The organism is Nocardioides sp. J9 (genome assembly GCF_007829375.1).
Lineage (GTDB): Bacteria > Actinomycetota > Actinomycetes > Propionibacteriales > Nocardioidaceae > Nocardioides.
Window position 1 is genome coordinate 86,418 of record NZ_VLJQ01000099.1, and the last position, 23,418, is coordinate 109,835.

The window sequence follows — 23,418 nt, forward strand, 5'->3', positions numbered from 1 at the left end:
ACACTCCTAGTCCGCGCGCCGGCAGGCTGTCGCCAGCACTTCCCGGCTGTTGCGCTTCTCGATCGTCGGAGTGACGGCCACGACGGCGTCGCCGGTCTGGCCCGCGCCACTCTTCATCGTCCAGGCCAGGTCGACGGTCTGCCCCGGGTCCAGCTGGACGTAGGTCATCCCCACGGGGCGCCCGTCCTGGTCCGCGCGGATCAGGTCCATCGGCTCACCGTTGAACTCGAGCTGGCCCACGGTACCTCCGACCGGGCCGAAGACCCGCACCGTCACGACCTGGCTGCCGGGGTCGACGCCGTAGTCCCCGCCGCCGGTGATGTACGCCGGCAGCGTGGCCGCGTCGGCGGGCGCGATCGAGCGCAGCCGGGCCTTGGCGCTGAACGACTGCACGCCGTCCACGCAGGAGACCGGGACCACGTCGACGTCGTAGCGCAGGTAGTAGGACATCTTCGCGCCCGTGGTGTCGTTCAGGGTCACCTCGACCTGCGGGCTGGTGACGTCGGCATCGGTCACCAGCTCGCCCGCGATCGCCGTGCCGTCGAGCGCGGCCCGGACGTCGTCGTCGTAGGACGTCACGAACACCCGGCGCTCGTCGACGCCGCGGGCCAGGGCCCGCAGCATCGCCGCGGGATCGCCCACCCCTCTGGTGAACCGCGCGAAGGTCTCCCCGGCCACCTCGGCGAAGAAGGCGTCCTGTGCGGCCGGCTCGGGCAGGCGGACGTAGGACTCGTGGAGCAGCTCGTCGACGAGGTTGTCGCCGGTCAGCTCGACGCCGTCCACGGTGATCGGGCCGGTGGCCTCCAGCAGGTAGGAGATCGCGACTGCGTCGACCATGACGACGCCGTCGACGGGACGCATCGGGTACTCCTGCTGCCAGCGGGCGACCATCAGGTCGGCGGCGCGGGGCACGTCCGGCGTCATGTTGGCGTCGACGAAGTAGCGGCCGAGGTAGTCGTCGTAGAGCTCGACCTCGGCGTCGGTGAGCGGCAGCACCGACGTCGGTGTCCTGCCGAGCGCGCTGCCCGCCACGTGGTGGGTGAGCGCGATCCGGCCGTCCTCCGCCTCGAGGTAGGACACCGCGCCGGGCAGGCCACCCGTGGCGCGCACCTCGGCGTTGTTCTGAAAGACCAGCAGGTGCCGCCGCTTGCCGTCGCCGCCGAGCATGGTCGGCAGGACGTCGGTGGCGATCCGCGCGGAGCGCAGGCCACGGGCCGCGGAGTCGACGCGGCCGCGGAAGTCGGTGAAGCGGGTGTGCAGGCCGCTGGCGTCGACGTCCTGCAGGCGCTCGTCGGCGCGGGCGAAGGCGGCCTCGGCCTGGCTCACGGGACCGGAGAGCTCGCCGACCACGGCGAGGTCGGCGCCACCGTCGCGGGGCAGCAGCTCGTCGACGCGCTCGGAGACCGTGGCGAGCGGCTCGATGCCGTCGGCGGCGAGGTCGTCGAGGACGTCGCTGACCAGCTCGATGCCGGCGGCGTCGTCGCCGAACCACGGCACCTTGGTCAGCAGGGCCCAGGTCGGTCCCGATGTGCGGTCAGCGGCGGCGCTGCTCGCGTCGCGCAGGGCGTCGAGCTCGTCGCGCAACGTCTCGGGGTCGCGCTCCTCGACGGCCGTCTGGACCGCCTCGGCATGGCGTACGGCGTCGTCCAGGTCGTCCTGCACCTGCCACGCGGTGTACGCGCACCACGCTCCGGCCAGCACCACGACGACACCGACCGCCGCGAGGACCCAACGGTTCCTCGAGCTCACCCCAACCCCCCAAGAAAGGCACTACACACCAACAGACGACGACGTGGGCGGTCGCGGACGCGCCCTGCTGCCACGTGTCGGAACGTGGCTGAGGACCCCGGGCGGGCCCGGGGTCCTCAGCCGAGAATCACGATCGGGTCGAGAACGACCCGAGCTGCACGACTGACGTCGTCAGCGAACGACGGCGCGGTGGTTGAACGAGCGGGTGACGAACTTGCCCTTGCCCGTGAACTTGACCGAGCAGTTGTAGACGCCCTTGCGCGCGATCTTCGGGGCCGGGACGACACCGTTCTTCACGTGGCCCGAGGCCTTGAAGACCTTCTTGCCGTTCAGCGAGACGCAGCGGACCTGGCCCCAGCCGACCGGGCGGGCGTTGCCGCTCTTGGCCTTGACCCGGATGGAGGGCTTGGCGTTCTTCTTGATGGTGCTCTTCGCCTTCACCTGGACGACCTTGACGTCCGGCACGTACGCCTCGGCGGCTCCAGCCCCGAGTCCGAAGGTCACCATGGCGGCCGCGATGAGGCCGACAACGATCTGCTTCATGTGAGTTTGACTCTCCCCAACGTTTGATTGGTGCCAGTCGCACCGCGGTCCGGTACGACTTCCGGGACAGTCAACACGAGCTCCGCCGGGCGGTCCGGCGGTTCGGGGATCATGAGTGATACCTCACACCCCGGCCCCTCGAACGGGGGTAGGAACCCCCCGTAGAACCGGGACTTTGGGCCCCGGATGGAATGTCCGACCGGTCAGCGCGAGGGCCGGAAGTGCAAGCCGACCTCGGGGTCGACCACGACCTCCTGGGCGGCCGGCAGGCCGTCGACGACCAGCGGGGCCGCGACGTCGGTGTTGCGCTTGAGCACGGCGAGCGCGATCGGTCCGAGCTCGTGGTGGCGGGCCGAGGAACCCACGAAGCCGACCGCACGACCGCCGTCGGCCGGGAGCACCTCTGCACCGGCCGTCGGGAGCCGGTTCTCCGAGCCGTCGAGGTGGAGCAGGGTGAGCCGCCGCGGCGGCCGGCCGAGGTTGTGCACCCGGGCGACCGTCTCCTGCCCGCGGTAGCAGCCCTTGTCCATGTGCACCGCCGCCCAGCCCGGCGCCTGCTCCGCGTCCAGCCAGCCGACCTCGTTGGGGATGGTGCGCGCGTCGGTGTCGATGCCGAAGCGGGGCTCGCCGCGGGCGATGCGCAGCGCCTCGAAGGCCCACAGCCCGGCCGCGGGACCGGCCGCCTCGGCGTACGCCGTCAGCCGCTCGCGCGGGACGAGGTCGTAGCGACCGGGACGCCACGCCACCGCGGTCTCGGCGGTGACGTCGGTGACCTCGACGCGCATCATGAAGATCATCCGCTCGAGGAACTCGATGAGCGCAGCGGCACGGCCCGGCTCAGTGTGCGCGGTGAACGCCTCGCCGTCGTCGACGCCGGTGAACGCGTGCTCGACGTGGCCCTGCGGGCTCAGCACGAGCGCGGACACCCAGCGGCCGGGCTCGAGGCCCTCGAAGAACTGGGTGGTCAGGGAGTGCAGCCAGGTCAGCCGGTCCGGGCCGGTGACGCGCAGGACGTCACGGTGCGAGAGGTCGACGAACCCCTCGCCGGCCTCGAGGGCGCGCTGCTCGCCGAAGAGGCTGCCGTAGTGGGCAGCCACCGGGGCGTCGACGCCGTCGCCGGCGACCGCCCCCGGGAGGGCGAGGAGCGGGCTGGGCTGGGCGTTCTCGGTCATGTCAGGTCCCGGTAGTGCTCGAGGAGGCGGGTCAGGGTGGTCAGCGCCCCCTGCATCTCCTCGATGTGGACGGGGTCCAGGGTGCGGAGCATCTCCTTGATCTCCGTGCTCGACACCCCCGAGGTCCGAGGCAGGTAGCGCACTTCACAAACGTCGGAGAGGTCGTCGAACTTCCCGGTCCAGTCGTCGCCCATGACGAAGAGGTCGACACCGTGCTCCACGATGTCGGACCGCTTCTGGTCCCAGGACCGTTCGGGCAGGACCAGGTCGACGCCCTTGATCGACTCGACGATGGCCGCGCGGTCGTCGTACGACACCACCGACTTCTTGCCCTTGCCGGCGTTGAACTCGTCGGTGGAGACCCCGACGATCAGCCGGTCGCCCATCGCGGCCAGGCGCTGGATGAGCCGCAGGTGGCCGATGTGGAACAGGTCGAAGGTCCCGTAGGTCAGCACGGTCGTCATGACGCCCCTCCTTGGCAGTCGGCGCATTGGCCGAAGACGGTCAGGTGCCCCAGGTCCGGCTCGAAGCCCCGGGCCCGGAGGGTCTCGACGAGCGGGTCCGCCTCCGCGGTGTCGATCGAGGTGATGCTGTGGCAGCCCCGGCAGACGAGGTGGAAGTGCTCGTGGCCCCGCACGGAGTGGTACGTCGGGGCGCGGTCCGAGAAGTGGGCGTGGTGCACCAGCCCGAGCTCCTCCAGCACCTCCAGGGTGCGGTAGACGGTGGAGGCGTTGACGGTGCTCGCGGTCTCCTGGACCTTCGCCAGGACCTCGTCGGGCGTGGCGTGGCCGAGCTCGTCGACGGCGGCGAGGATCAGCTCACGCTGGGGCGTGAGCCGGTAGCCGCGGTCCCGGAGCGCGGCTCGCCAGTCGACGGTGTCGGATCGGTCAGGCACGCCTCAGCCTCGCCCACAGGTGCGGTTGCAGCGGTTGGCCCATCGCGGCCATGTCGAAGGCGTAGAGCAGGTCGCCCTCCACGTTGCCGTAGAGGCGCTTGCCGGCGGCGTACTCCTTCGCGGTCTCGGTGCGGGCCACGGCGTCGGTCGTCCACTCGAACTTGCCGTCGGCGGCCTCGCCGTGCCAGATCTCCGCCATGCCCGTGTTGTGGGTCAGCAGGATCTCGAACTTGCCGTCACCGACGGCGCGGATGAAGCCGGTCTCGATGGCGGCGTCGCGGACCTTCTCGCCCTTGTCGTCGATGATCCAGGCGCGCGCCATGTAGTGGAAGAACGGCCGGCCGTCGTGGGTGAAGATCAGCTCCTGGCCGAACTGGAACGACTCGATCGTCGGGTAGTCGCCGTGGCCGTTGCCCCGCCAGGTGCCGAGCATCCAGGCGATGGGACCGCAGTCGGGGTGCAGGTTGTCGGGGAGTTCGAAGGCCACGACGGGCCATTCTAGGCTGCTTCCCATGGCGCGCTCACTCGTCGTGAAGGTCACCTGCGGCACCGACGCGCCCGAGCGGTGCAACCAGGGGTTCACCGTGGCCGCCACGGCGGCCGCCCCCGGGGTGCCCGTGTCGCTCTGGCTGACCGGCGAGGCGGCGTGGCTCGCCGTGCCCGGCCGGGCCGCCGAGCTCGACCTGCCGCTGGCCACTCCCCTGCCCGACCTGCTGGACACCGTGCTCGCCTCCGGCACGGTCACCGTGTGCGGCCAGTGCGCCGCGCGTCGCTCGCTGGGCGTCGACGACCTCGTCCCCGGCGCCCGGATCGCCGGGGCGCCGGTCTTCGTCGAGGAGGCGCTGGCCGAGGGGGCCCAGGCGCTCGTCTACTGAGACGCCCCTGGGCGAGCGGCGGCCGTCGGTCGAAATCTTTGGACGCCTCACGAAAATTTACGGGACCGACCTCCACGCACGGGTCGCGCGGCTTAGGGTGTGCTCACACCGCCGTGCACCCCCCTTCTCCTACGCCACGGTGGTCCGGAGGCTCCTACGGCGATGTCCGTCACCGCATGTCCAGCCTGTGCGTCGGCATGGCTGAAGTCCTACCCCGTGTCGCGTCGGACGGGGCGCAGCAACTTCCGCTGCCGCTCCTGCGGCCTGGTCGGCTGGTCCGAGCGCGCCGAGCTGGTGCTGCCCGACACGGTGAGCCTCGACGAGATCAGCGTCGAGGACCGCGCCGCCTGGGTCGCCCTGAAGCGCAACCACGCGGCGGAGGCCGCGCAGGCCGAGGTGCTCGACGAGCTGGCCGCCCGCCTCGACGGCGGCCCGCAGGACCGCCTCCTCTACGACATCGGCACGGGTGACGCCCAGTTCCTCGCGGTCGCGCGCGAGCGCGGCTTCCGGGTGCGCGGCAACGACCTGATGGAGGCCAACGTCGCGCTCGCGAAGCGCTCGTACGACGTCGAGGTCGACCTCGGCGACCTCTCCACCCTGGACGTGCCGGAGCAGGACGCGGTCACGATGTGGTGCGTGCTGGCCCACGTCGCCGAGCCGGAGGCGCTGCTGCAGAGCTCGTTCGACGTGCTCAAGCCGGGCGGCACGCTCTTCCTGCAGACGCCGCGCCGCTCGAAGGTCGACACCGCCGCGCTCGCGGTGACCGCCGCCGCCCGTGGCCGGATGTCGCGCTGGGTCGACCGCCGGATCGCCCCGCACCACTGGCACCTGCACACCGCCGAGAGCATGACGGCTGCCCTGCGCGCCGTCGGGTTCGTCGACGTCGAGGTCATCCCGCGGGCCCGCTACTCGCTGAACTCCGGTGCCTACCTGGCGTCGATGGGCGTCCCCGCCCGCGCCGCCGGGGCGGTCGGCCGGGCGACCGACCGGTTCATCGACCGGGGATGGGCGCCGCGCATCGTGCTCGAGGCCTACGCCCGCAAGCCCGGGAAGCTGGCCCCGGCGGCCGCAGCCCCGGCGAGCGAGCAGCGTCCGGTCGACGAGGCCGCAGGCGACGTGGCCAAGCCCGGGGGCCTGGCCGCCGCCGGCTGAACGCCCGGCAGGATGGGCGCATGCGCGCCGTCCTGCAACGTGTCACCTCGGCCTCGGTCGTCGTGGAGGGTGCCGTCGTCGGCGCCATCAGCGACCCCGGCCTGCTGGTCTACCTCGGCGTCACCCACGACGACGGGCCGGACGAGGTGGCGTGGATGGCCCGCAAGATCCGCGACCTGCGCATCCTGCGCGACGAGCGGTCGGTCGCAGAGGAGGGCGCACCGGTACTCGTCGTCTCGCAATTCACGCTGTACGGCGAGGCGCGCAAGGGTCGCCGCCCGTCGTGGACCGCGGCGGCGCCGGGACCGGTGAGCGAGCCGCTCTACGAGGCGGTGTGCGCCGCGCTCGAGGAGGCCGGGACGCACGTCGAGCGCGGGGTCTTCGGCGCGATGATGGAGGTCTCCTCGGTCAACGACGGCCCGTTCACCGTGCTGCTCGAGTCACCCTGACCGCTCTGGCGGCCCTGGCTGCTCTGGCGGCGCTCTCGGCTCTGGCGGCTCAGCCGCGCGCCGGGCGCAGGCGCAGCCCGAGCAGGTACATCTCGCAGCCCAGGCAGAACGCGAAGGCGGCATTGAGGAAGGCCGCGACGATCGCGAACCCGGCGAACACCTGGCCGAGCAGCACCGCGCCGGTCGCGAAGCCGAGCGTGGCGACGACGGCGAAGACCAGCCCGACGGCCTGGGCGAACCGCGGCGGCGCCGGGTCCTCGAGCTCGGCCGGCGGCGTGAGCCGCGGGCGGACGAGCGAGCGGAAGACCAGCCCGGTCGGCGTCTTCTGCACGCCGAGGCCGGCGCCGATCGCGAAGAACACCGCCTGGATGCCGGTGAGCACGGCCGCCACGGCGGGCTGGGCGTCGGACAGCAGCAGCGCCACCGCGAAGATCACGAAGGTGACGGCGGCGGTGAACCGCGGCCCGCGGGGGTCGATGCCGGACTGCTGGCTCATCGTGACTCCTCGGTGAGGGGCAGGGCCGCGAGCACCTGCTCGCGGCGCGGTGCACCGGCGGCGCGGGTGACCTCACGGCCGGCGCGGTCGAGCACCAGGGTGGTGGGGGTACGACGGACGTCGAGCTCGCGGACCAGCGCGAGGTGCTGCTCGGCGTCGACCTCGACGTGGGCGATGCCGTCGTGCCGCTCGGCGACGTCGGCGAGCACCACGCGGGTGGTGCGGCAGGGCGCGCAGAAGGCGCTGGAGAACTGGACCAGCGTCGCCCGCTCCCCCAGCTCGGCGTGCGGGACGGAGGCGCTGAGCCGCTCCCAGGCGGAGGGCTCGTGCGGCACGTCCTCGGCGACCGCCGGCGCGGGGGCGGGTCCGGTGCCGGGCTCGCCCGCTGCGTGCGTCCGGGCGTGGCCGGCGAAGCGGCCGTCGACCCGGCGCCGGTGCAGGCCGAACCCGGCCGCGGCGACCACGGCCAGGACGAGGATGACGATCCCTGGGCTCACAGCTGTCCTCCAACGCCGACGGCGGCTCCCGGATTCCGGGAGCCGCCGCCGTCGTACGTCACAGGCCTCAGATGGCGATGAGGACCTCGGCGACCGAGCCGGTCTGCGCCTGGACGGCGCGGTCGACCGGGTCGGCCTTGGGGGCGAGGGTGCGCAGCGTCCACTTGCCGTTGCCGGCGAAGAAGCGGAAGTGCCCGGTGGCCGAGGTGGGGACCTCGGCGGTGAACTCGCCGCTGGCGTCGAGCAGGCGGACGTAGGCGCCGGAGACCGGCGTCGCGTCGTCGCCGGCACCACGCACGACCTGGCCCTGGATCACGGCCTCCTTGGTCACGTTGATGCCCTCAGTGGAGAGGCCACCGACCGTCGCGCCGCACATCAGGCGTCACCCGGCTCGTCACCGAGCGCGATCGGGACGCCGACGAGGGAGCCGTACTCGGTCCACGAACCGTCGTAGTTCTTGACGTTCTTCTTGCCGAGGATCTCCTGCAGCACGAACCAGGTCAGCGAGGAGCGCTCGCCGATGCGGCACAGGGCGATGGTGTCCTTGCCCTCGTCGAAGCCGACCTCGTCGTAGAGCGCCTTGAGCTCGTCGTCGGACTTGAAGGTGCCGTCGTCGTTGCAGTTCTTGCTCCACGGCACGTTGACCGAGGTGGGGATGTGGCCCGCGCGCTGCGACTGCTCCTGCGGCAGGTGGGCCGGGGCGAGCAGGCGGCCGGCGTACTCGTCGGGGCTGCGCACGTCGACCAGGTTCTGCGAACCGATCGCGGCGACGACCTCGTCGCGGAACGCGCGGATGGAGCGGTCCTGCTCCTGCGCGGTGTAGGTGGTCGCGGCGCGCTGCGGCAGTTCGTCGGTCAGCTCGCGGCTGTCCAGCTCCCACTTCTTGCGGCCGCCGTCCATGAGCTTGACGTCCTGGTGGCCGTAGAGCTTGAAGTACCAGTAGGCGTACGCGGCGAACCAGTTGTTGTTGCCGCCGTAGAGCACGACGGTGTCGTCGTTGGAGACACCGCGCTCGGACAGGAGCGCCTCGAACTGCTCCTTGTTCACGAAGTCGCGACGGACCTGGTCCTGCAAGTCGGTGGTCCAGTCGAGCTTGATCGCGTTGCGGATGTGGCCCTTGTCGTAGGCCGAGGTGTCCTCGTCGACCTCGATGACGACCACCTTGGGGTTGTCGAGGTTGTCCTCGACCCACTGGACGGAGACGAGCGAGTTCTCGCGGCTCATGGTGTTCCTAACTGGGATTGCGCGGTTGATGGCGGTGCGGATACGAGCGGTGCTGCTGGGCAGCGCGGCGGCGCACAGGACGCAGGGGCCCGGGGCGCAGGAGCGCCGGGAGGAGACGGGGAGGTGGCAGGCAGACGCCGCCGGTTCAGAAACCCGTCAGCAGGGTCGACACAGCGCCGAGCTGACGCGGCAGTTGTCCACCGCGCGCCGCTTGGTCAGCAGCAGAGTCGTCGACATGTGGAAGAGAGTAGGCGGCTTTACCGCGCTCGCCCTAATCGAGTATCGGATGATGAGACGGGTGTCCGTGATGTGAGATCGCTCGTGGTTGGTGGGCGTGGGATCGCCGCTTCAGCGGTGATACCGGTGGTTCCTGACCGTTGCAATGGCCAGGAAGCGAGGGGAACGGTCAGGAAGTACGGGTGCCTCGATCACGGTGGTCACAGTGGTCACACGCGCCCCGGGATTCACCGCTTCGGCGGTGATTCCCGAACTTATTGGCCGCTGCAACAGTCAACAAGCCCCAGAACCGGCCACGAAGTACGACGCTCGCCCACCCCGAGGGCCCGCCCGCCCCACCAGCCCCGGGATTCACCGCTTCGGCGGCGATTCCCGAACTTGTCGGCCGCTGCAACAGCCAACAAGTCCCAGAACCGGCCACCAGGTACACGCGTACCCGACCCAACCGGCCACCCGCCCCCGCCCCCGCGGCGCTCACCGCACGGCGCAGGAGGTCGGCACGGTGGTGTTGGGGCTGCCCGGGAAGGCGCCGGGGGTGACCGACAGGCGGGCGTCGGCGGTCTGGTCGGGGCCGCTGCGCATCACGAACTCCACCGAGTGGCGCGACTGGGGCTCCAGCTCGATGCCGATCCGGACCAGGCCGCGGCCGGCGAGCCGCTCGACGACCGGGTTCGCCAGGCGCTGGCCGTCGATGGAGAGCTCCTCGACGTCGCCGCCGACCGGTGAGGTCACGTAGACGACGAGCAGCTGGTCGCCCGGTTCGACGCGCAGGCCCGGGTAGCCCTCCCCCGTGATCGCCGGGGGCAGGGAGCGGGCGTCGGGCGGGGTGTCGCTGTGGAAGTCGATCGAGCCGGAGATGACCTGCTCGTCGTCGACGCAGGAGCGGGAGATGATCCGGGCGTCGTAGCGCAGGTAGTACTGCATCTTCGTCGGGCCGCCGTCGTTGATGAAGACGCCGACCTCGGGCACGTGGCTGGCCCGGTCGGAGAACTCCCCGGCGATCATCGTGCCGGCGATCTCATCCTGCGTCTCCGACTCGAAGGCCGCCATCCGGATCCGGCCCTCCTGCACCGCGGTCACCAGGCCGCGGATCGCCTCGGCAGAGCTGCCGCGGCCGGCGGCGAAGGCGTCGAAGACCGCCTCGGCGACGGCCTGCTGGTAGTCGCTGTGGATCGAGCGGTCGTCGGTGAGGCGGTAGATCTCGTTCTCCACCGCCCAGACCACGTTGCCGGCGTCGACCGGGCGGAAGCCGGGGACGTCGACGGGGCCGGTGCCGCGCAGCAGGTACGACACGGCGACCGGGTCGATGAAGAACATGCCGTCGAGGCTGCCGCCGATCTCGCGCTCCCAGCGGGCGCGGATGATCTCGGCGGAGCGCTGGAAGTCCGGGGTCAGCGTCGCGTCAACGGCGGCGCGCCCGAGGATCCGCCCGAAGATGCGCCGCTCCTCGGCGGTCAGGCGGACGACGGGGTCGGTGTTGCGCCCGATCTCGGACATGTCGGACTGCTCGACGATGTCGACGCGCCCGTCGCGCATCCGCACCAGCGACAGCGCGCCCGGCAGGCCGCCGCCGCTGCGCAGCTCCGCGTTGTTCTGCATCACCAGCAGGTAGTGCCGGTCGCGGTCGGCGCCCATCATCCGGGGGATGATCCGCGCGGCGCGGTACGTCGACCCGAGGGTCTCGCGGGCGTCGGTGACCAGCGTGCGGAGCCGGTCGAGCTGGTTGCGCACCGGGCCGACGTAGTCGTCGGGGTCGAGCTCGGCCAGCCGGTCGGCGGCGGCGTCGAAGGCCGCCTCGCTCTCCCGGGCCGGCTCGACCATCGCGGCGATCTGCTCGACGGGGAACCGGCCGGCGTCGGGCTGGAAGGTCTCTGCGGTCACGAGGTCGGCGGCGTCGGCGATCGGGCCGAGGCCGTCCTCGCCGATGTCGTCGAGCACCTCGGCGACCGTGGCGATGCCCTCGGCGTCGTCGCCGAGCACGGGCAGCGCCTCGAGGACGGCCCAGGTCGGGCCGGAGGTGCGGTCGTGGGCGGAGCCGGCGGCGTCGCGGTACTCCGCCATCGCCTTGCGAGCGCCCTCGGCGTCGGCGCGGACCAGCGCGGCGCGCATGATCGTCGCGCTGTCGCGCACGCGCGACAGGTCGTGGTTGGCCGCCCAGACCACCCAGGCGGCCCACGCGACGGCGAGCGCGGCGACCGCGCCGACCGCTGCGAGGACGAGGACGCGGGGCTGCTCCTGCCGGAGCCGGCGCAGGCGGCGGACGAGTCGTCGCGTGGGGGTGGACCGTCGCCGCCGGCGCACCCGCTCGTCGGCGGATCCCTCGGTCACCTCGACACGCCCCCAGGGCTGTTGTGGTGGTCACTCACCGGAAGCCGCCTGCTGTTGACTAGGATCACCTCACTTGTCCGTGGCACACGGTACCGACAGCAAGGGTTGGGTCTTGGACTTCAAGCAGTTTCTGGTCGTGCTGCGGCGTCGCTGGCTGACTGTGGTGCTCCTGTTGGCGCTCGCACTCGGCGTCGCCGCGGGGATCACGTTCACCCGTACGCCGATGTACGAGTCGAAGGCACGCGTGCTGCTCACCGTCGACGTGCGCGACGCGAGCGACTCCTACTCGACCTACTTCACGGTGACCCAGCGCGCCGCGACCTACGCCAAGGTCGCGAAGAGCACCGAGCTGGCGGAGCGGATCATCGACCAGCTTGCCCTCGAGACGACGCCCGAGAAGCTGGCGGACCGGATCAGCGCCGAGGTCGTCGAGGCCACCTCGCTCATCGAGCTGAAGGTCAAGGACGAGGACCCCCGCGAGGCGCAGAAGATCGCCAGCGTCACCACGGAGCAGTACACCGACTTCATCCAGACGCTCGAGCAGCTGACCGGCGGCGAGACCACGGTCCAGCTCAAGCAGACCGACCAGCCCACGTACAACCCCGACAAGGTCAGCCCGCGCACGCTGCTGAACTTCATCATCGCAGCGCTCATCGGCCTCCTGCTCGGCGTCGGCCTCGCGGTCGCCCGCGAGCTGCTCGACCGCACCATCCGTACGGCGGACCACGTCGCCGAGCTCACCGAGTCGCCGGTCCTGGCCAGCATCGGCTTCGACGGCGACATCCGCTCGGCGCCGCTGCTCACCGACCTGGGCGGGTTCGCGGCGCGCACCGAGGCGTTCCGCCTGCTGCGCACGAACCTGCAGTTCATCGACCTCGACCACCAGCCGCGCTGCCTGGTCATCAGCAGCGCCGTGCCGGGCGAGGGCAAGACGATGACGTCGACGAACCTCGCCGTCGCGCTGGCCCAGACCGGCCGCAACACGCTGATCATCGATGCCGACCTCCGCCGCCCGCGGGTGGCGAGCACGCTCGGCCTCGACCCGGCGATCGGCCTGACGACCGCGCTGGTCGGCAAGACCGAGATCCACGACGCGATCCAGGTCCACGAGGCCAGCGGCCTGCACGTGCTGGCCAGCGGCGCGAAGCCGCCGAACCCGACCGAGATCCTGCAGTCGAAGATCACCCACGACCTGATCCGTCGCCTGCGCTCGTCGTACGACATGGTCATCATCGACGCCCCGCCGCTGCTGCCGGTCGCCGACGCGTCGGTGCTGGCGAAGCTGGCTGACGGCGTGATCGTCGTCGTGCGGCACGCCAAGACGACCAAGGACCAGGTCAACGAGGCGATCAACCGCCTCAACCAGGTCGGCGCCCGCCTGTACGGCGTGGTCGTCAACATGGTCGCCAAGCGCGCCGTCGGCTCGTACTACTACTACTACTACGAGGAGACCGCGCCGACCGGCCGCGGCAAGGCGAGCGCGTCGTCGGGCGGCCGCCGCCGCGCCTGAACGAGCGCACGAAAATCCCCTGCCCACGGCCGTGGGCGCAGCCTCGAACGGGGCCGGATGGAACGTGTTCCGGGAATCTTCACCGGAGCCGCCTCCGGCCCCGTTTCTGCTGCTATCTTCGCCCGGTGACGACGACCCCCGACGAGCTTCGTGAGCTCTACCTCGACCTGATGAAGCGCACCCTGACGGGCGCCCTGATGGAGGACAACGACTCCATCCTCGGCGGGGTCCGCACCGCAGGCTCGCCCTCGATGAAGAAGCGGCTCGCCAACGCGGCCGGCACCGCTGCGCAGAAGTTCGGCTTCGAGATCGCCTACAAGAAGCCCTACGACCCGGCGCTGCGCGAGACCGGCAGCGACTGGCCGTCGCGCTCGGAGTCGATGATCGGCCTCAAGCGGATGCAGAACATCCAGGACGCGATCGCGACCATCATCGAGGAGGACGTCCCCGGTGACCTGATCGAGACCGGCGTGTGGCGCGGCGGCGCGTGCATCTTCATGCGCGCCAACCTCAAGGCGTGGGGCGACACCAAGCGCACCGTGTGGCTCGCCGACTCCTTCCAGGGCCTGCCCGCCCCCAACGTCAAGGACTTCCCGGCCGACGCCGGCGACACCTTCTACCTGCAGACCGGCCTCTCGGTCGGCGAGGCCGCCGTCCGCCACAACTTCGAGCGCTACGGCCTGCTCGACGACCAGGTGAAGTTCCTGGTCGGCTGGTTCAAGGACACCCTGCCCACCGCCCCGGCGGAGAAGTACGCGCTGATCCGCCTCGACGGCGACCTCTACGAGTCGACCATCCAGGCCCTCGACGCGCTCTACCCGAAGCTGTCGCCGGGCGGGTTCTGCATCATCGACGACTACGGCACGCTGCCCGACCAGGCCGGCCGGGCCGTGCACGACTACCGCGAGCAGCACGGCATCACCGACGAGATCATCGACATCGACGGCAACGGCGCCTACTGGCGCAAGTCCTGACCGAAGGGACCGACGTGCCTGCCCTCCGCAGCGCCTCCCACCTCAGCAAGCGCATCCGGCAGACGCCCGGACTGTTCCGCAACTTCCCGACGGTCTTCTGGGACCTCGGCACGCAGCGGACCCGGTTCGCGCGCGACGAGATGACGCTGCGCCTGCGCAACGGCTTCCAGGTGACGATCCCGAACGCGGACGGCGCGCGCTACCCGATCTACGAGATCTTCGCCGACGACGCCTACGGGATGGCCGAGCTGACCCGTGGCCTCTCCCCCGACGCCGCGGTGCTCGACATCGGTGGGCAGGTGGGCTGCTTCGCGCTCGCGGTCGCCGACCAGCTGCCCCGCGCGACGGTGCACGTCTACGAGGCGTCGCCGACCAGTGCGTCGTACGCCGAGCGCAACGTGCGCGACAACGGCCTCGCCCAGCGGGTGACCGTGCACGCGGCGGCGCTCGCGGGTGAGGACGGCGAGTTCTCGCTGATCGACAACGGCGACGCCAGCGTGCTCAACGGCATCACCGCCCCGAACGGCACCGAGGTCGTCGTGCCGGCGGTGTCCTTCGACAACGCCGTCGCCGCGGCGCGTGCCGACGGCCGGCCGGTCGAGCTGGTGAAGATGGACGTCGAGGGCGCCGAGTACGACGTCGTGCTGCGATCATCCCCCTCGTCGTGGTCGGACGTGAAGGCCGTGGCGCTGGAGTACCACCCCGTCCCGGGCCACTCCCTCGACGAGCTGCTCGGCTTCCTCGAGCCGCTCGGGCTCTCGCCGTACCACCAGGAGGACGGCACCGAGCCCGGACTCGGGATGATCTGGCTCCGGCGCGCGTGAGGCACCGATGAGCCGGCTGCCAAGTCAGCTCCAGCCGCTGTGGCCGCTGGTCAAGCGCGGCCACCGGGCCGGGGCCCTCGCCATCGGCGCGGTGTCCCGGCACACGACCGGTCCGCTGCGCGACGGCGTGCGCACCGGCTCGACGACGTCACGGGCCACGGTCGCGGCCGAGCCCGGATCGGCGACCCTGCACTCGCTCGGTGCAGCCGTCACCCTGGAGCGCCCGGCGCCGCCGGGCGACCCGGCCGGGCTGACCTTCCTCTCGGACCGGACGCGCACGACGATCCCCGAGCGGTTCGTCCTCGAGCTCGCCGGCGGCCGGCNCCAGCCACTACTTCGGCATCTCGTCGTGGCGGGAGCACCCGGTGTTCTGGAACCCGTGGCCGTCGCGGCCCGAGGTCGTCGACGGCACCGTCGCCGTCCTCTCCGCGCGCGGGACCGGCCACAACTTCTACCACTTCGTCACCGACGAGCTGCCCCGGATCGGGCTGCTGCGCGAGGCGTTCGGCGACATCGAGCCGGACGTGTGGGTCCTGGACCGGCACACCGGCTACCAGAAGCAGCTGTTGGCGATGCTCGGCATCGAGCCGGACCGCGTCGTCACCCCCGGGCCCGGCCTGCACCTGCAGGCGAAGCGGCTGCTCGTGCCGTCGCTGCCGAACGCGGTGATGGACGCCCCGCCCGAGTCGCAGGCGTGGCTGCGCGAGCACCTGCCGCCGCAGCGGACGACCGGCCTGCCGGAGAAGATCTACGTCACCCGCGGCACGACGCCCCACACCCGCCGGATGGTGCAGGAGGACGCTGTCCGCGCCGCCCTCCAGGCGCGCGGCTTCACCTGCGTCGACCCCGGCAGCCTGTCCGTGCAGGAGCAGGTCGACCACTTCGCGGCCGCTCGTGTCGTCGTCGCCCCGCACGGCGCGGCACTGACCAACCTCGCCTTCTGCCGCCCCGGCGTGCGGGTGCTGGAGATGTTCGCCCCCGGCTACACCGTCCACTGCTACTGGGCGATGACCGCCAACATCGCGGACTCGCGCTACCGCTACCTGGTCGCGCCGACGCCGGAGCGCACCGGTGACAACGAGCTGATGCAGGACATCGAGCTCTCCCCCGCCGCCGTCATGGACGCCCTCGACCAGCTGCTCGCCGCATGACCCGCACCGCACTGGTCACCGGCGTGACCGGGCAGGACGGCATCTACCTCGCCCGCCGCCTGCTCGCCGACGGGATGCGGGTGGTCGGCGTCGTCCGGCCCGGCAGTGCGACCGGTCCCCGCGTCGACGCCTACCTCGACGGTGTCGAGCTGCGCGAGGTCGACATCACCGACGGCCCCGAGCTGCGCGCGCTCGTGACTGACGTGGCGCCACAGGAGGTCTACAACCTCGCTGCGCTCAGCTCGGTGGGCCGCAGCTGGCAGGAGCCCGAGCTCACCCGTCGGGTCAACCACGACGCCGTCGTCGACCTCGTCGCCGCGGCCCACGACATCGCCGCCCGCGGCCGTGAGGTCCGCTTCTTCCAGGCCTCGTCCGCGGAGGTGGTCGGCCAGGCGGCCGACAGCCCCTACGCACGGGCCAAGGCCGACGCCGAGCGGGTCGTGGAGAAGGCGCGCAGCGAGGGCCTGCCGGCGTCGTACGCGCGGCTCTACGTGCACGAGAGCCCGGTGCGCCCGCTGGGCTTCGTCTTCCGCAAGATCACCCGCGGCGCCGCGGAGATCGCGCTGGGACGCCAGGACCAGCTGACCCTCGGCACCCTGGACGTGCGCCGCGACTGGGGCCATGCCGCCGAGTACGTCGACGCGTTCGTCCGCATGCTGCGTCGCGACGAGCCGGTGGACCTGCCGCTGGGCACCGGCGTCGACCACTCCCTCGCCGACCTGGTCGAGGTCGCCTTCGCCGCCGCCGGGGTCGACGACCCGTGGTCACGGATCGTGCAGGACCCCGCGCTGGTGCGCCCCGCGGACTCGAAGGTGCTGCGCGCGGACCCCGAGCCGGCCGCCGCCGCGATCGGCTGGCGGGCGACGACGTCGTTCGCCGACCTCGTCACCCGCATGGTCGAGGTCGACCTCGAGCGCGTCCGCACCGGGGTCGAGGACGACGTCTCCTACCTCTGAACGGGCCACAGCCCGCCGGGACGGCCCGGAGGTTCCGAGGATCGTCGCGGGCGCTCCTCGCACCTCAACCACCGGAGAGGGCTTAACCACCGGGAACACCGCTCGGACCACCTACGCCCGGCTTGCCGCCGGGCGGACTGTGCCACCCGCTCAAGGCAACTGCGCGCGCGGCAGCGTGGCGCCCGCGCCGGAGGCGCGTCGAGGGCAAGTGCGGGCCGAGCTTGCGAGTGCCCGCGCGCAGCACTCGACAGGCGACACGCTCGCGCCGTCTATGCCGTCAGGCCACCGTCGACGACGAGGACCTGGCCGGTCATGAACCGGTTCTCCGGGGCGACGAGGAAGGACACCACGCGGGCGACGTCCTCGGCATCGCCGAGCCGGCCCAGCGGCGTACGGCGCTCGATCTGCTTGAGCTGGTCCGCGTCGAGGCCGTGGCTCATCTCGGTGCGCAGGTAGCCGGGGGCCACGCTGTTGACCGTGATGCCGCGCGAGCCGAGCTCGCGCGCCAGGGAGCGGGTCATGCCGTCGAGGGCGGCCTTGGTGGCGCTGTAGACGGACAGGCCGCGGTAGCCGGACAGGCCGACGACCGAGGAGATGTTGACGATCGCGCCGCTGCGCCGGGCCAGCATGGTGCGGCTGGCGGCCCGGGTGACGTAGAGCGTGCCCTTGATGTTGAGGTCGACGACGCGGTCGATCATGCCGTCGTCGGTGAGCGCGATCATGCCCTCGCCGGCGACGCCCGCGTTGTTGACGAGGACGTCGATACGACCCCAGCGGGCGACCGTGTCCTTGACGTAGCGGGTGGCGTCGGCCTCGACGGAGACGTCGGCGGTCTGGAAGTGGAAGCGGTCGGGGTGCTCCTTCTCCCACAGCTCGACCTGGTCGGTGCGGGAGCGGGAGCAGGTGGCGACCGCGTAGCCCTGCGCGAGCAGGTCCTCCACGATCCCCGCACCCAGGCCGCGGCTGCCGCCGGTGACCAGGGCGACGCGCGCCTCGATGGGAGCGGTCATGCGGCGTTGTAGAAGGCGAGGACCTCGCCGACGGTCTCGGGGAGGGTGTCACCGGTGGAGAACGGGTCCGACCCGAACTCGTCCTCGAGCACGGCCGAGAGCTCGGCAGCCTCGAGCGAGTCGAGCTCCAGCCCGCCGCCGTACAGGCTGAGGTCGTCGGTCAGCTCCCCGAACTCCTTGTTGGCTCGCTGGAGGAACTCCACGATGACGGCCCGGGCACGATCCACGGTCACTACTGATCCTTTCGACACTGCACGACAACCACAACACGCTCGGTCTGGCGGTTCTCCCACCCCAACGGTCGGGGGCGGGTCAGGTCACGAGGCCTGTCCGCACTCCGGTCAGGCGGGCTTGGTGGCCCGCAGGATGCCGTACCCGAGGGTGCGGTCGTTCCAGAACGCCTCGAGCACGTGGGTGGAGCGGACGTACTCGTCGAGGCCGTCGGCGCCGATCAGCCGGGTGATCTCGTCGGCGTGCTCCTCGCAGTTGGCCCGCCAGGCGGCGAAGGTCGGCAGCGTCTCGTCGCTGATGTCGGTCAGGTCGTCGACCTCCATGCCGACCTCGGTGAGCATCGCGGCGTAGTCGTCGAGCGGCAGCATGTGCGCGTCGCCGTAGACCGAGCGCAGCAGCGCGAACTCGTCGCGACGCTCGCGGACCTCGAGGAAGGGGATCTCGCGGCGGCGGATGATGTCGCACAGCACGAACCGGCCGCCGGGGACGAGGACCCGCGCGGACTCCGACAGCAGGCCCTTGCGGTCACGCATGAGGTGGGAGGACTCCAGGGCCCAGACCACGTCGAAGGAGGCGTCGGGCAGGCCGTTGGCCGTGCCGTCGCGCTGCTCGAAGCGGGCGGTGGCCAGCCCGCGGGACGCGGCGAGCTCGGTCGCGGCCGCCACGCCGGTGCCGCTCGTCGTGATGCCGAGGACCTCGGCGCCGTGCTCGGAGGCGAGCTGGCAGGACTGGTGCCCGGTGCCGCAGCCGACGTCGAGCACCCGGGCGCCCGGCGTGATGCCGGCCCGCTGCAGCATCTGCTCGGTGAGCGCGGCGGTCGCGTCGACGAGCGGGATGCCGCTGGGGACGAAGTAGCCGTAGTGGAACTCCGAGCCCAGGATCAACCGCCACGCCTCGTGGACGCGGTCGTAGTGGACATCCGGCTCGTGGCTCGGCGCGGCCTCGGTCGTTCCCATGCTGGTCCCTTCTTCGTCCAATAGACTCCCCCGCCCGGCATCCAACCACTTCTCGAGGACTTCCATGACGCGTGTCCTTGCATTGCTCCTGATCTTCCTGCCGCAACGGCTCAAGCACGTCGTTGCGCGACGCCTCCTCGGCTGGGAGATCCACCCCACGGCGTACATCGGGCGCAGCCTGGTGATGGTGCCGCGGGTGACCATGGAGGAGGGCGCCCAGATCGGGCACCTCAACGTGATCCGCGACTTCGACGAGCTGCGCATGGCGAAGGGCGCGAGCATCGCGAGCACTGGTTGTCCGGGAGGGGGGCGCGGGGGGAGCCGCAACTGGATCGTCGGCGTGCCGTCGTCGTCCGGGATCTACTCCGACCCGCGGCGCGACCCGTCGCTGGTGATGGGCGAGTACGCCGTGATCACCACTGCGCACGACCTCGACGTCACCGACCGGATCGAGCTGGGCAAGCAGGCGGCGATCGCGGGCTTCCGCTCGGCGATCCTGACCCACAACCTCAACCTGGTCACCGACCGGTTCGGGAGCAGCAAGGTGACCCTCGGCGACTACGGCGTGCTGATGTCGGGCTGCACGCTGCAGAGCGGCACGAACGTGCCGGCGCGCTCGATCGTGTCCGCCGGCTCGGTGGTGGCCACCAAGCTGAACGCCGAGCTGACCCTCTACCGCGGCAACCCGGCGGAGCCGGTGCGCGAGCTGCCGGAGCGGCTGAAGTTCTTCCACCGCGAGGGCCGCCAGGCGCAGATCGAGGCCGAGGTCAGGCGCTGGATGGAGAAGTCCTGAGCGTCGAACCTGCGGACGGCCGGAAAAGTCCGGCGACCTCGCGCTAGGGTCACCGCCCATGAAGCGCGCGCTGATCACCGGCATCACCGGGCAGGACGGTTCCTACCTGGCCGAGCTCCTCCTCGAGAAGGGCTACGAGGTGCACGGCCTGGTCCGGCGCCACTCCACGCTCAACCGGTCGCGGATCGACCACCTGGGCGGCACACCCGACCTGCACCTGCACTACGGCGACCTCACCGACGGCGTGAGCCTGGTGAACCTGGTGCGCGACATCGAGCCGCACGAGGTCTACAACCTCGGCGCGCAGAGCCACGTGAAGGTGTCCTTCGAGCTCCCCGAGTACACCGCGAACACCGACGCGGTCGGCACGCTGCGCCTGCTCGAGGCGATCCGGGCGTCCGGGATCGACTGCCGGTTCTACCAGGCGTCCACGTCGGAGATGTTCGGCGCCACCCCGCCGCCGCAGGACGAGCGCACGGTGTTCTACCCGCGCTCGCCGTACGGCGCCGCCAAGCTCTACTCGCACTGGGTGACGGTGAACTACCGCGAGGCCTACGACCTCTTCGCCGTCTCCGGCATCCTCTTCAACCACGAGTCGCCGCGCCGTGGCGAGTCGTTCGTGACCCGCAAGATCACCCTCGGCGTCGCGTCGATCAAGCTCGGCATCACCGACCACCTCACCCTGGGCAACCTCGACGCGGTCCGCGACTGGGGCTACGCCAAGGAGTACGTCGAGGGCATGTGGCGGATGCTGCAGCACGACGAGCCGCAGGACTACGTGCTCGCCACCGGCATCGGCACGACCGTGCGGGAGTTCTGCGAGTACGCCTTCAGCCACGCCGGCCTCAACTGGGAGGACCACGTCCGCTACGACCAGTCCTACGAGCGCCCGACCGAGGTCGACGCGCTCATCGGCGACGCGTCCAAGGCACGCGAGGTGCTCGGCTGGAAGCCCAGCACCGACGCCAAGGGCCTGGCCGAGCTGATGGTCGACGCCGACATCGACCAGCTCGGCCGGCTGGTCGCCCACAAGCGGGAGGGCTGAGCCCGCGGCGCGGGCTGCTGCGATGAAGATCCTCATCGACGCGATGGCCGCCGAGTTCGGCGGCATCCGGACCCTCGTCGACGCGGTGCTGGCGCAGTGGCACGACGTCTACCCCGACGACGAGCTCCACGTCGCCGTGCCCGCCGACTCCTCGATCGGCGCGGGCACGCCGCACACGCTGCACAAGCTCCCCGTGCCGCGCCCGTACGTCGTCGGGCGGCCGTGGGCGCAGACCACGCGGATGCGCTCGCTCGCGCGACGCCTGCGCCCGGACGCGGTGCTGGCCACCGCCCCGACGACCTCGGTCCTCTCGCTGGGCCCCGGGCGGCTCGCGACGATCATCCTCGACCTGCGCCACGAGCTGCGGCCCGAGCAGTTCAGCCGCGGCCGGCGGCTGATCCGCGCGGTCTCCTACGGCCGGACCTACCAGATGGCGGACGCCTTCGTCGCGATCTCGCAGCGCAGCCTCGACGACCTGCACCGCCTGCACCCGTCGACCGCCCGCAAGCCCGCGGTGGTCGCCCACCTCGGCGCCGACCACGTGCGCGACTGGCCCGCGCCGGACCGCACCGGCCCGGCGGTGTCCTTCGCGCACCACACGAACAAGAACCCCGACCTGCTGCTCGACGCCTGGGCCGACCTCGTCGCCCGCGGCGCGGACGCACCCCCGTTGCTCGTGCTCGGCGTCGGCAACGCCCGCAGGCCCGCCCTGCAGGCGGCGATCGAGGAGCGCGGAATCGCCCACGTCGTGGAGCTGGCGCCCTTCCTGCCGGACGACGAGTTCCAGCAGGTGATCGCCTCCGCCCGGATGGTGGTCTTCCCGAGCGACTTCGAGGGCTTCGGCCTGCCGACCGTCGAGGGGATGGCGCTCGGCAAGCCCGTGGTCATCGGCCCCGAGCCCGCCTGCCTCGAGGTCGCCGGCGGCCACGCGACCGTGATGGCCGACTGGACCCCCGCCGCGCTCGCCGAGGCCGTGCTGCGGGCCGGGTCGATGGACGAGGCGGAGCTGGCCGCTGCCCGGGAGTGGGCGGAGACGTTCACGTGGGAGCGCACCATCCGTCGTACCCGGGGTGCGCTGGAGGGGTAGGGGCGCTCGGCCCGGGCCTGGCGGGGTCGGGAATCACCTCTCCAGAGGTGATTCCTGCGCTTCCTGACCGTTGCAACGGTCAGGAAGTGCCAGGAGCGGTCAGGAAGTCCGCGCTGCACGAGGCGCGACGCGGACGGTCACACCTGTCCCATGCGTCGCAAGAATCACCGCTTCCGTGGTGATTCCCGACCCGGTCGACCACGGCAAGGGCCACCACCCCGGGAACCGGCCAGCAGGTACGACGCCCGGCCGGCCCGCGACCAGGCGGCTCAGGCCGGCTCGTAGCCCAGCAGCTCGACCAGGCCGGGGGCGACCTCCTCGATCGCCTTGTGGTGCTCGGGCTTGAACACGTCCTGGTAGCGCGAGGCGCGGCTGCGGTAGTGCGACTCGCTGTCCGGGCTGCGCTGGGCGAGGTCCTTGGCGCGCAGCGCGTCCTTGGACGTGTCGCGCAGCAGGGTGGCCAGGTCGGCCTCGGACAGCTCGATGCCGCAGTGCTCGAGCATCGCCCGCACGACGGCCTCGGAGTCGCGGGCGACGTCCTCGAGGCGGAAGCGGGCGACGTCCGGGTCGTCGGCGCCGACCCAGGAGGCCATGGCGGCGAAGTGGCCGCCACACAGCGAGATGATCCTCAGCAGCGCCTCGTCCATCGACATCTGCTTCAGCTCCAGGCGCAGCCGCTCGGCCTCCTCGAGGTGGGTGGGCCGGTGCGTCTCGACGGCCGACCAGTAGCCGGACACGACGACGTTGCGCGGGTCGCGGCCCAGGTAGACCACCTTGTGCGGGTGGCGCTTCGGCAGCGCGAGGTAGTCCTGGTAGGTGCCGTAGAAGCCGGGCACGTAGGTGCCCGCCGGGAAGCCGTTGCGCGGCGGGGTGAGCTCGTAGTCGAGCTGCGGCAGGGTCAGCAGGCCGGTCTGCGCGCGCACGACCGGGTGGTCGAAGAGCGCCTTGATCCACTGGCTGCCGGCCTTCTGCGGGCCAGCGGCGATGATCGTGCCGGGGTCCGGGACCGCGTCGCGCGCAGTCAGCACGCGACCGCGTCCGCGGGCGGCGAGGTGCACCGCGCGCTTGACGGCCGTGCGGGCCGGCGGCCAGTTGACGGTACGTGCGGCCCACTCGCGTGGGTCGAGGGAGGTCGACATGGGTTGTGCTTCCTTCTCGTCACCGGGACACCGGCCGACACCGTAGCCCTTTGGCCGCCCGCTCGTAGAGTAAAGCGGGAACCGTGGTCGCAGCCGCAGCCCGCCGCGGGCACCGCGCGGCCACC

Annotated in this window: 27 protein-coding genes; 11 read left to right on the forward strand and 16 right to left on the reverse strand. The window is 71.6% G+C overall.

Annotated features, from left to right (window positions below; all coding sequences use genetic code 11):
- Window positions 1–6 precede the first annotated feature (6 nt).
- From L615_RS17255 to L615_RS17280, 6 genes are all read right to left on the reverse strand, one after another.
- A complete protein-coding gene (locus tag L615_RS17255) occupies window positions 7–1,749 on the reverse strand; it encodes a DUF4012 domain-containing protein (RefSeq protein ID WP_145725861.1) in 1,743 nt (580 codons plus the stop codon).
- A gap of 171 nt (window positions 1,750–1,920) precedes the next feature.
- On the reverse strand, window positions 1,921–2,292 hold the full coding sequence (locus tag L615_RS17260) for a hypothetical protein (protein ID WP_145725862.1): 372 nt from the start codon (window positions 2,290–2,292) through the stop codon (window positions 1,921–1,923).
- A gap of 203 nt (window positions 2,293–2,495) precedes the next feature.
- On the reverse strand, window positions 2,496–3,464 hold the full coding sequence (locus L615_RS17265) for a folate-binding protein YgfZ (protein WP_145725863.1): 969 nt from the start codon (window positions 3,462–3,464) through the stop codon (window positions 2,496–2,498).
- Complete coding sequence (gene tagD, locus L615_RS17270; RefSeq protein WP_036516949.1) at window positions 3,461–3,928, reverse strand: glycerol-3-phosphate cytidylyltransferase; 468 nt, start codon at window positions 3,926–3,928, stop codon at window positions 3,461–3,463. The genes L615_RS17265 and tagD overlap by 4 nt, the downstream gene beginning before the upstream one ends.
- On the reverse strand, window positions 3,925–4,359 hold the full coding sequence (locus L615_RS17275) for a Fur family transcriptional regulator (protein ID WP_145725864.1): 435 nt from the start codon (window positions 4,357–4,359) through the stop codon (window positions 3,925–3,927). Before L615_RS17275 ends, tagD begins: the two co-directional genes overlap by 4 nt.
- On the reverse strand, window positions 4,352–4,846 hold the full coding sequence (locus tag L615_RS17280; RefSeq protein ID WP_028654688.1) for an FABP family protein: 495 nt from the start codon (window positions 4,844–4,846) through the stop codon (window positions 4,352–4,354). Before L615_RS17280 ends, L615_RS17275 begins: the two co-directional genes overlap by 8 nt.
- A gap of 25 nt (window positions 4,847–4,871) precedes the next feature.
- Here L615_RS17280 and L615_RS17285 point away from each other — a divergent pair, with 25 nt between their 5' ends.
- The 3 genes from L615_RS17285 to dtd all read left to right on the forward strand — a co-directional run bounded on the left by L615_RS17285 (window position 4,872) and on the right by dtd (window position 6,835).
- On the forward strand, window positions 4,872–5,234 hold the full coding sequence (locus L615_RS17285; RefSeq protein ID WP_145725865.1) for a DsrE family protein: 363 nt from the start codon (window positions 4,872–4,874) through the stop codon (window positions 5,232–5,234).
- A gap of 216 nt (window positions 5,235–5,450) precedes the next feature.
- Window positions 5,451–6,386 carry a bifunctional 2-polyprenyl-6-hydroxyphenol methylase/3-demethylubiquinol 3-O-methyltransferase UbiG gene (locus L615_RS17290; RefSeq protein ID WP_186449911.1) on the forward strand — a complete coding sequence of 312 codons (936 nt, stop codon included), beginning with the start codon at window positions 5,451–5,453 and terminating at the stop codon, window positions 6,384–6,386.
- Window positions 6,387–6,406: 20 nt separating this feature from the next.
- The gene (gene dtd / locus L615_RS17295) at window positions 6,407–6,835 is read left to right on the forward strand and encodes a D-aminoacyl-tRNA deacylase (protein WP_028654691.1); all 429 of its coding nucleotides are present in this window, start codon (window positions 6,407–6,409) and stop codon (window positions 6,833–6,835) included.
- A gap of 49 nt (window positions 6,836–6,884) precedes the next feature.
- Here the strand turns inward: dtd and L615_RS17300 are convergent, their stop codons facing one another.
- The 6 genes from L615_RS17300 to L615_RS17320 form a co-directional block, all read right to left on the reverse strand.
- Complete coding sequence (locus L615_RS17300) at window positions 6,885–7,331, reverse strand: DUF4395 domain-containing protein (protein ID WP_028654692.1); 447 nt, start codon at window positions 7,329–7,331, stop codon at window positions 6,885–6,887.
- On the reverse strand, window positions 7,328–7,828 hold the full coding sequence (locus tag L615_RS17305; protein WP_028654693.1) for a thioredoxin family protein: 501 nt from the start codon (window positions 7,826–7,828) through the stop codon (window positions 7,328–7,330). Before L615_RS17305 ends, L615_RS17300 begins: the two co-directional genes overlap by 4 nt.
- Window positions 7,829–7,895: 67 nt before the next feature.
- A complete protein-coding gene (locus L615_RS17310) occupies window positions 7,896–8,204 on the reverse strand; it encodes a DUF1416 domain-containing protein (protein WP_028654694.1) in 309 nt (102 codons plus the stop codon).
- Entirely contained in the window at window positions 8,204–9,052 is an 849-nt protein-coding gene (locus L615_RS17315) for a sulfurtransferase (protein WP_028654695.1), read from the reverse strand. The genes L615_RS17310 and L615_RS17315 overlap by 1 nt, the downstream gene beginning before the upstream one ends.
- 156 nt (window positions 9,053–9,208) lie before the next feature.
- A complete protein-coding gene (locus tag L615_RS24775; RefSeq protein ID WP_372449664.1) occupies window positions 9,209–9,289 on the reverse strand; it encodes a putative leader peptide in 81 nt (26 codons plus the stop codon).
- A 474-nt stretch (window positions 9,290–9,763) separates the two neighbouring features.
- A complete protein-coding gene (locus L615_RS17320) occupies window positions 9,764–11,617 on the reverse strand; it encodes a DUF4012 domain-containing protein (protein ID WP_028654697.1) in 1,854 nt (617 codons plus the stop codon).
- A gap of 112 nt (window positions 11,618–11,729) precedes the next feature.
- On the opposite strand from L615_RS17320, the gene L615_RS17325 reads away from it, so the two are divergent.
- The 5 genes from L615_RS17325 (at window position 11,730) to L615_RS17345 (ending at window position 17,032) form a co-directional block, all read left to right on the forward strand.
- The gene (locus L615_RS17325) at window positions 11,730–13,127 is read left to right on the forward strand and encodes a polysaccharide biosynthesis tyrosine autokinase (protein WP_051485497.1); all 1,398 of its coding nucleotides are present in this window, start codon (window positions 11,730–11,732) and stop codon (window positions 13,125–13,127) included.
- Window positions 13,128–13,252: 125 nt separating this feature from the next.
- Window positions 13,253–14,101, forward strand: a complete 849-nt coding sequence (locus tag L615_RS17330; protein WP_028654698.1) for a TylF/MycF family methyltransferase — start codon at window positions 13,253–13,255, stop codon at window positions 14,099–14,101.
- A 14-nt stretch (window positions 14,102–14,115) separates the two neighbouring features.
- Entirely contained in the window at window positions 14,116–14,925 is an 810-nt protein-coding gene (locus L615_RS17335) for an FkbM family methyltransferase (protein ID WP_028654699.1), read from the forward strand.
- 365 nt (window positions 14,926–15,290) lie between these two features.
- On the forward strand, window positions 15,291–16,076 hold the full coding sequence (locus L615_RS17340; RefSeq protein ID WP_186449912.1) for a DUF563 domain-containing protein: 786 nt from the start codon (window positions 15,291–15,293) through the stop codon (window positions 16,074–16,076).
- Complete coding sequence (locus L615_RS17345) at window positions 16,073–17,032, forward strand: GDP-mannose 4,6-dehydratase (RefSeq protein ID WP_145725868.1); 960 nt, start codon at window positions 16,073–16,075, stop codon at window positions 17,030–17,032. The genes L615_RS17340 and L615_RS17345 overlap by 4 nt, the downstream gene beginning before the upstream one ends.
- Before the next feature lie 269 nt (window positions 17,033–17,301).
- Here L615_RS17345 and L615_RS17350 read toward each other — a convergent pair whose 3' ends face one another.
- The 3 genes from L615_RS17350 to L615_RS17360 form a co-directional block, all read right to left on the reverse strand.
- Window positions 17,302–18,042 (reverse strand): SDR family NAD(P)-dependent oxidoreductase, encoded by a 741-nt coding sequence (locus L615_RS17350; protein ID WP_028654702.1) that lies wholly within the window; start codon window positions 18,040–18,042, stop codon window positions 17,302–17,304.
- Window positions 18,039–18,275, reverse strand: a complete 237-nt coding sequence (locus L615_RS17355) for an acyl carrier protein (protein ID WP_028654703.1) — start codon at window positions 18,273–18,275, stop codon at window positions 18,039–18,041. The genes L615_RS17350 and L615_RS17355 overlap by 4 nt, the downstream gene beginning before the upstream one ends.
- Window positions 18,276–18,383: 108 nt before the next feature.
- The gene (locus L615_RS17360; protein ID WP_051485498.1) at window positions 18,384–19,229 is read right to left on the reverse strand and encodes a methyltransferase domain-containing protein; all 846 of its coding nucleotides are present in this window, start codon (window positions 19,227–19,229) and stop codon (window positions 18,384–18,386) included.
- A 64-nt stretch (window positions 19,230–19,293) separates the two neighbouring features.
- Between L615_RS17360 and L615_RS17365 the strand changes: the two genes are divergently transcribed.
- The 3 genes from L615_RS17365 to L615_RS17375 are packed head-to-tail and all read left to right on the forward strand — an operon-like array spanning window position 19,294 to window position 22,154.
- Window positions 19,294–20,022 carry a hypothetical protein gene (locus L615_RS17365; protein WP_186449913.1) on the forward strand — a complete coding sequence of 243 codons (729 nt, stop codon included), beginning with the start codon at window positions 19,294–19,296 and terminating at the stop codon, window positions 20,020–20,022.
- 58 nt (window positions 20,023–20,080) lie between these two features.
- A complete protein-coding gene (gene gmd, locus L615_RS17370; RefSeq protein ID WP_028654705.1) occupies window positions 20,081–21,067 on the forward strand; it encodes a GDP-mannose 4,6-dehydratase in 987 nt (328 codons plus the stop codon).
- Between the two features lie 22 nt (window positions 21,068–21,089).
- Window positions 21,090–22,154 carry a glycosyltransferase gene (locus L615_RS17375; protein WP_028654706.1) on the forward strand — a complete coding sequence of 355 codons (1,065 nt, stop codon included), beginning with the start codon at window positions 21,090–21,092 and terminating at the stop codon, window positions 22,152–22,154.
- A 269-nt stretch (window positions 22,155–22,423) separates the two neighbouring features.
- Here the strand turns inward: L615_RS17375 and L615_RS17380 are convergent, their stop codons facing one another.
- Window positions 22,424–23,293, reverse strand: coding sequence for a sulfotransferase domain-containing protein (locus L615_RS17380; protein ID WP_028654707.1), 870 nt, complete (start codon window positions 23,291–23,293; stop codon window positions 22,424–22,426).
- Window positions 23,294–23,418 lie beyond the last annotated feature (125 nt).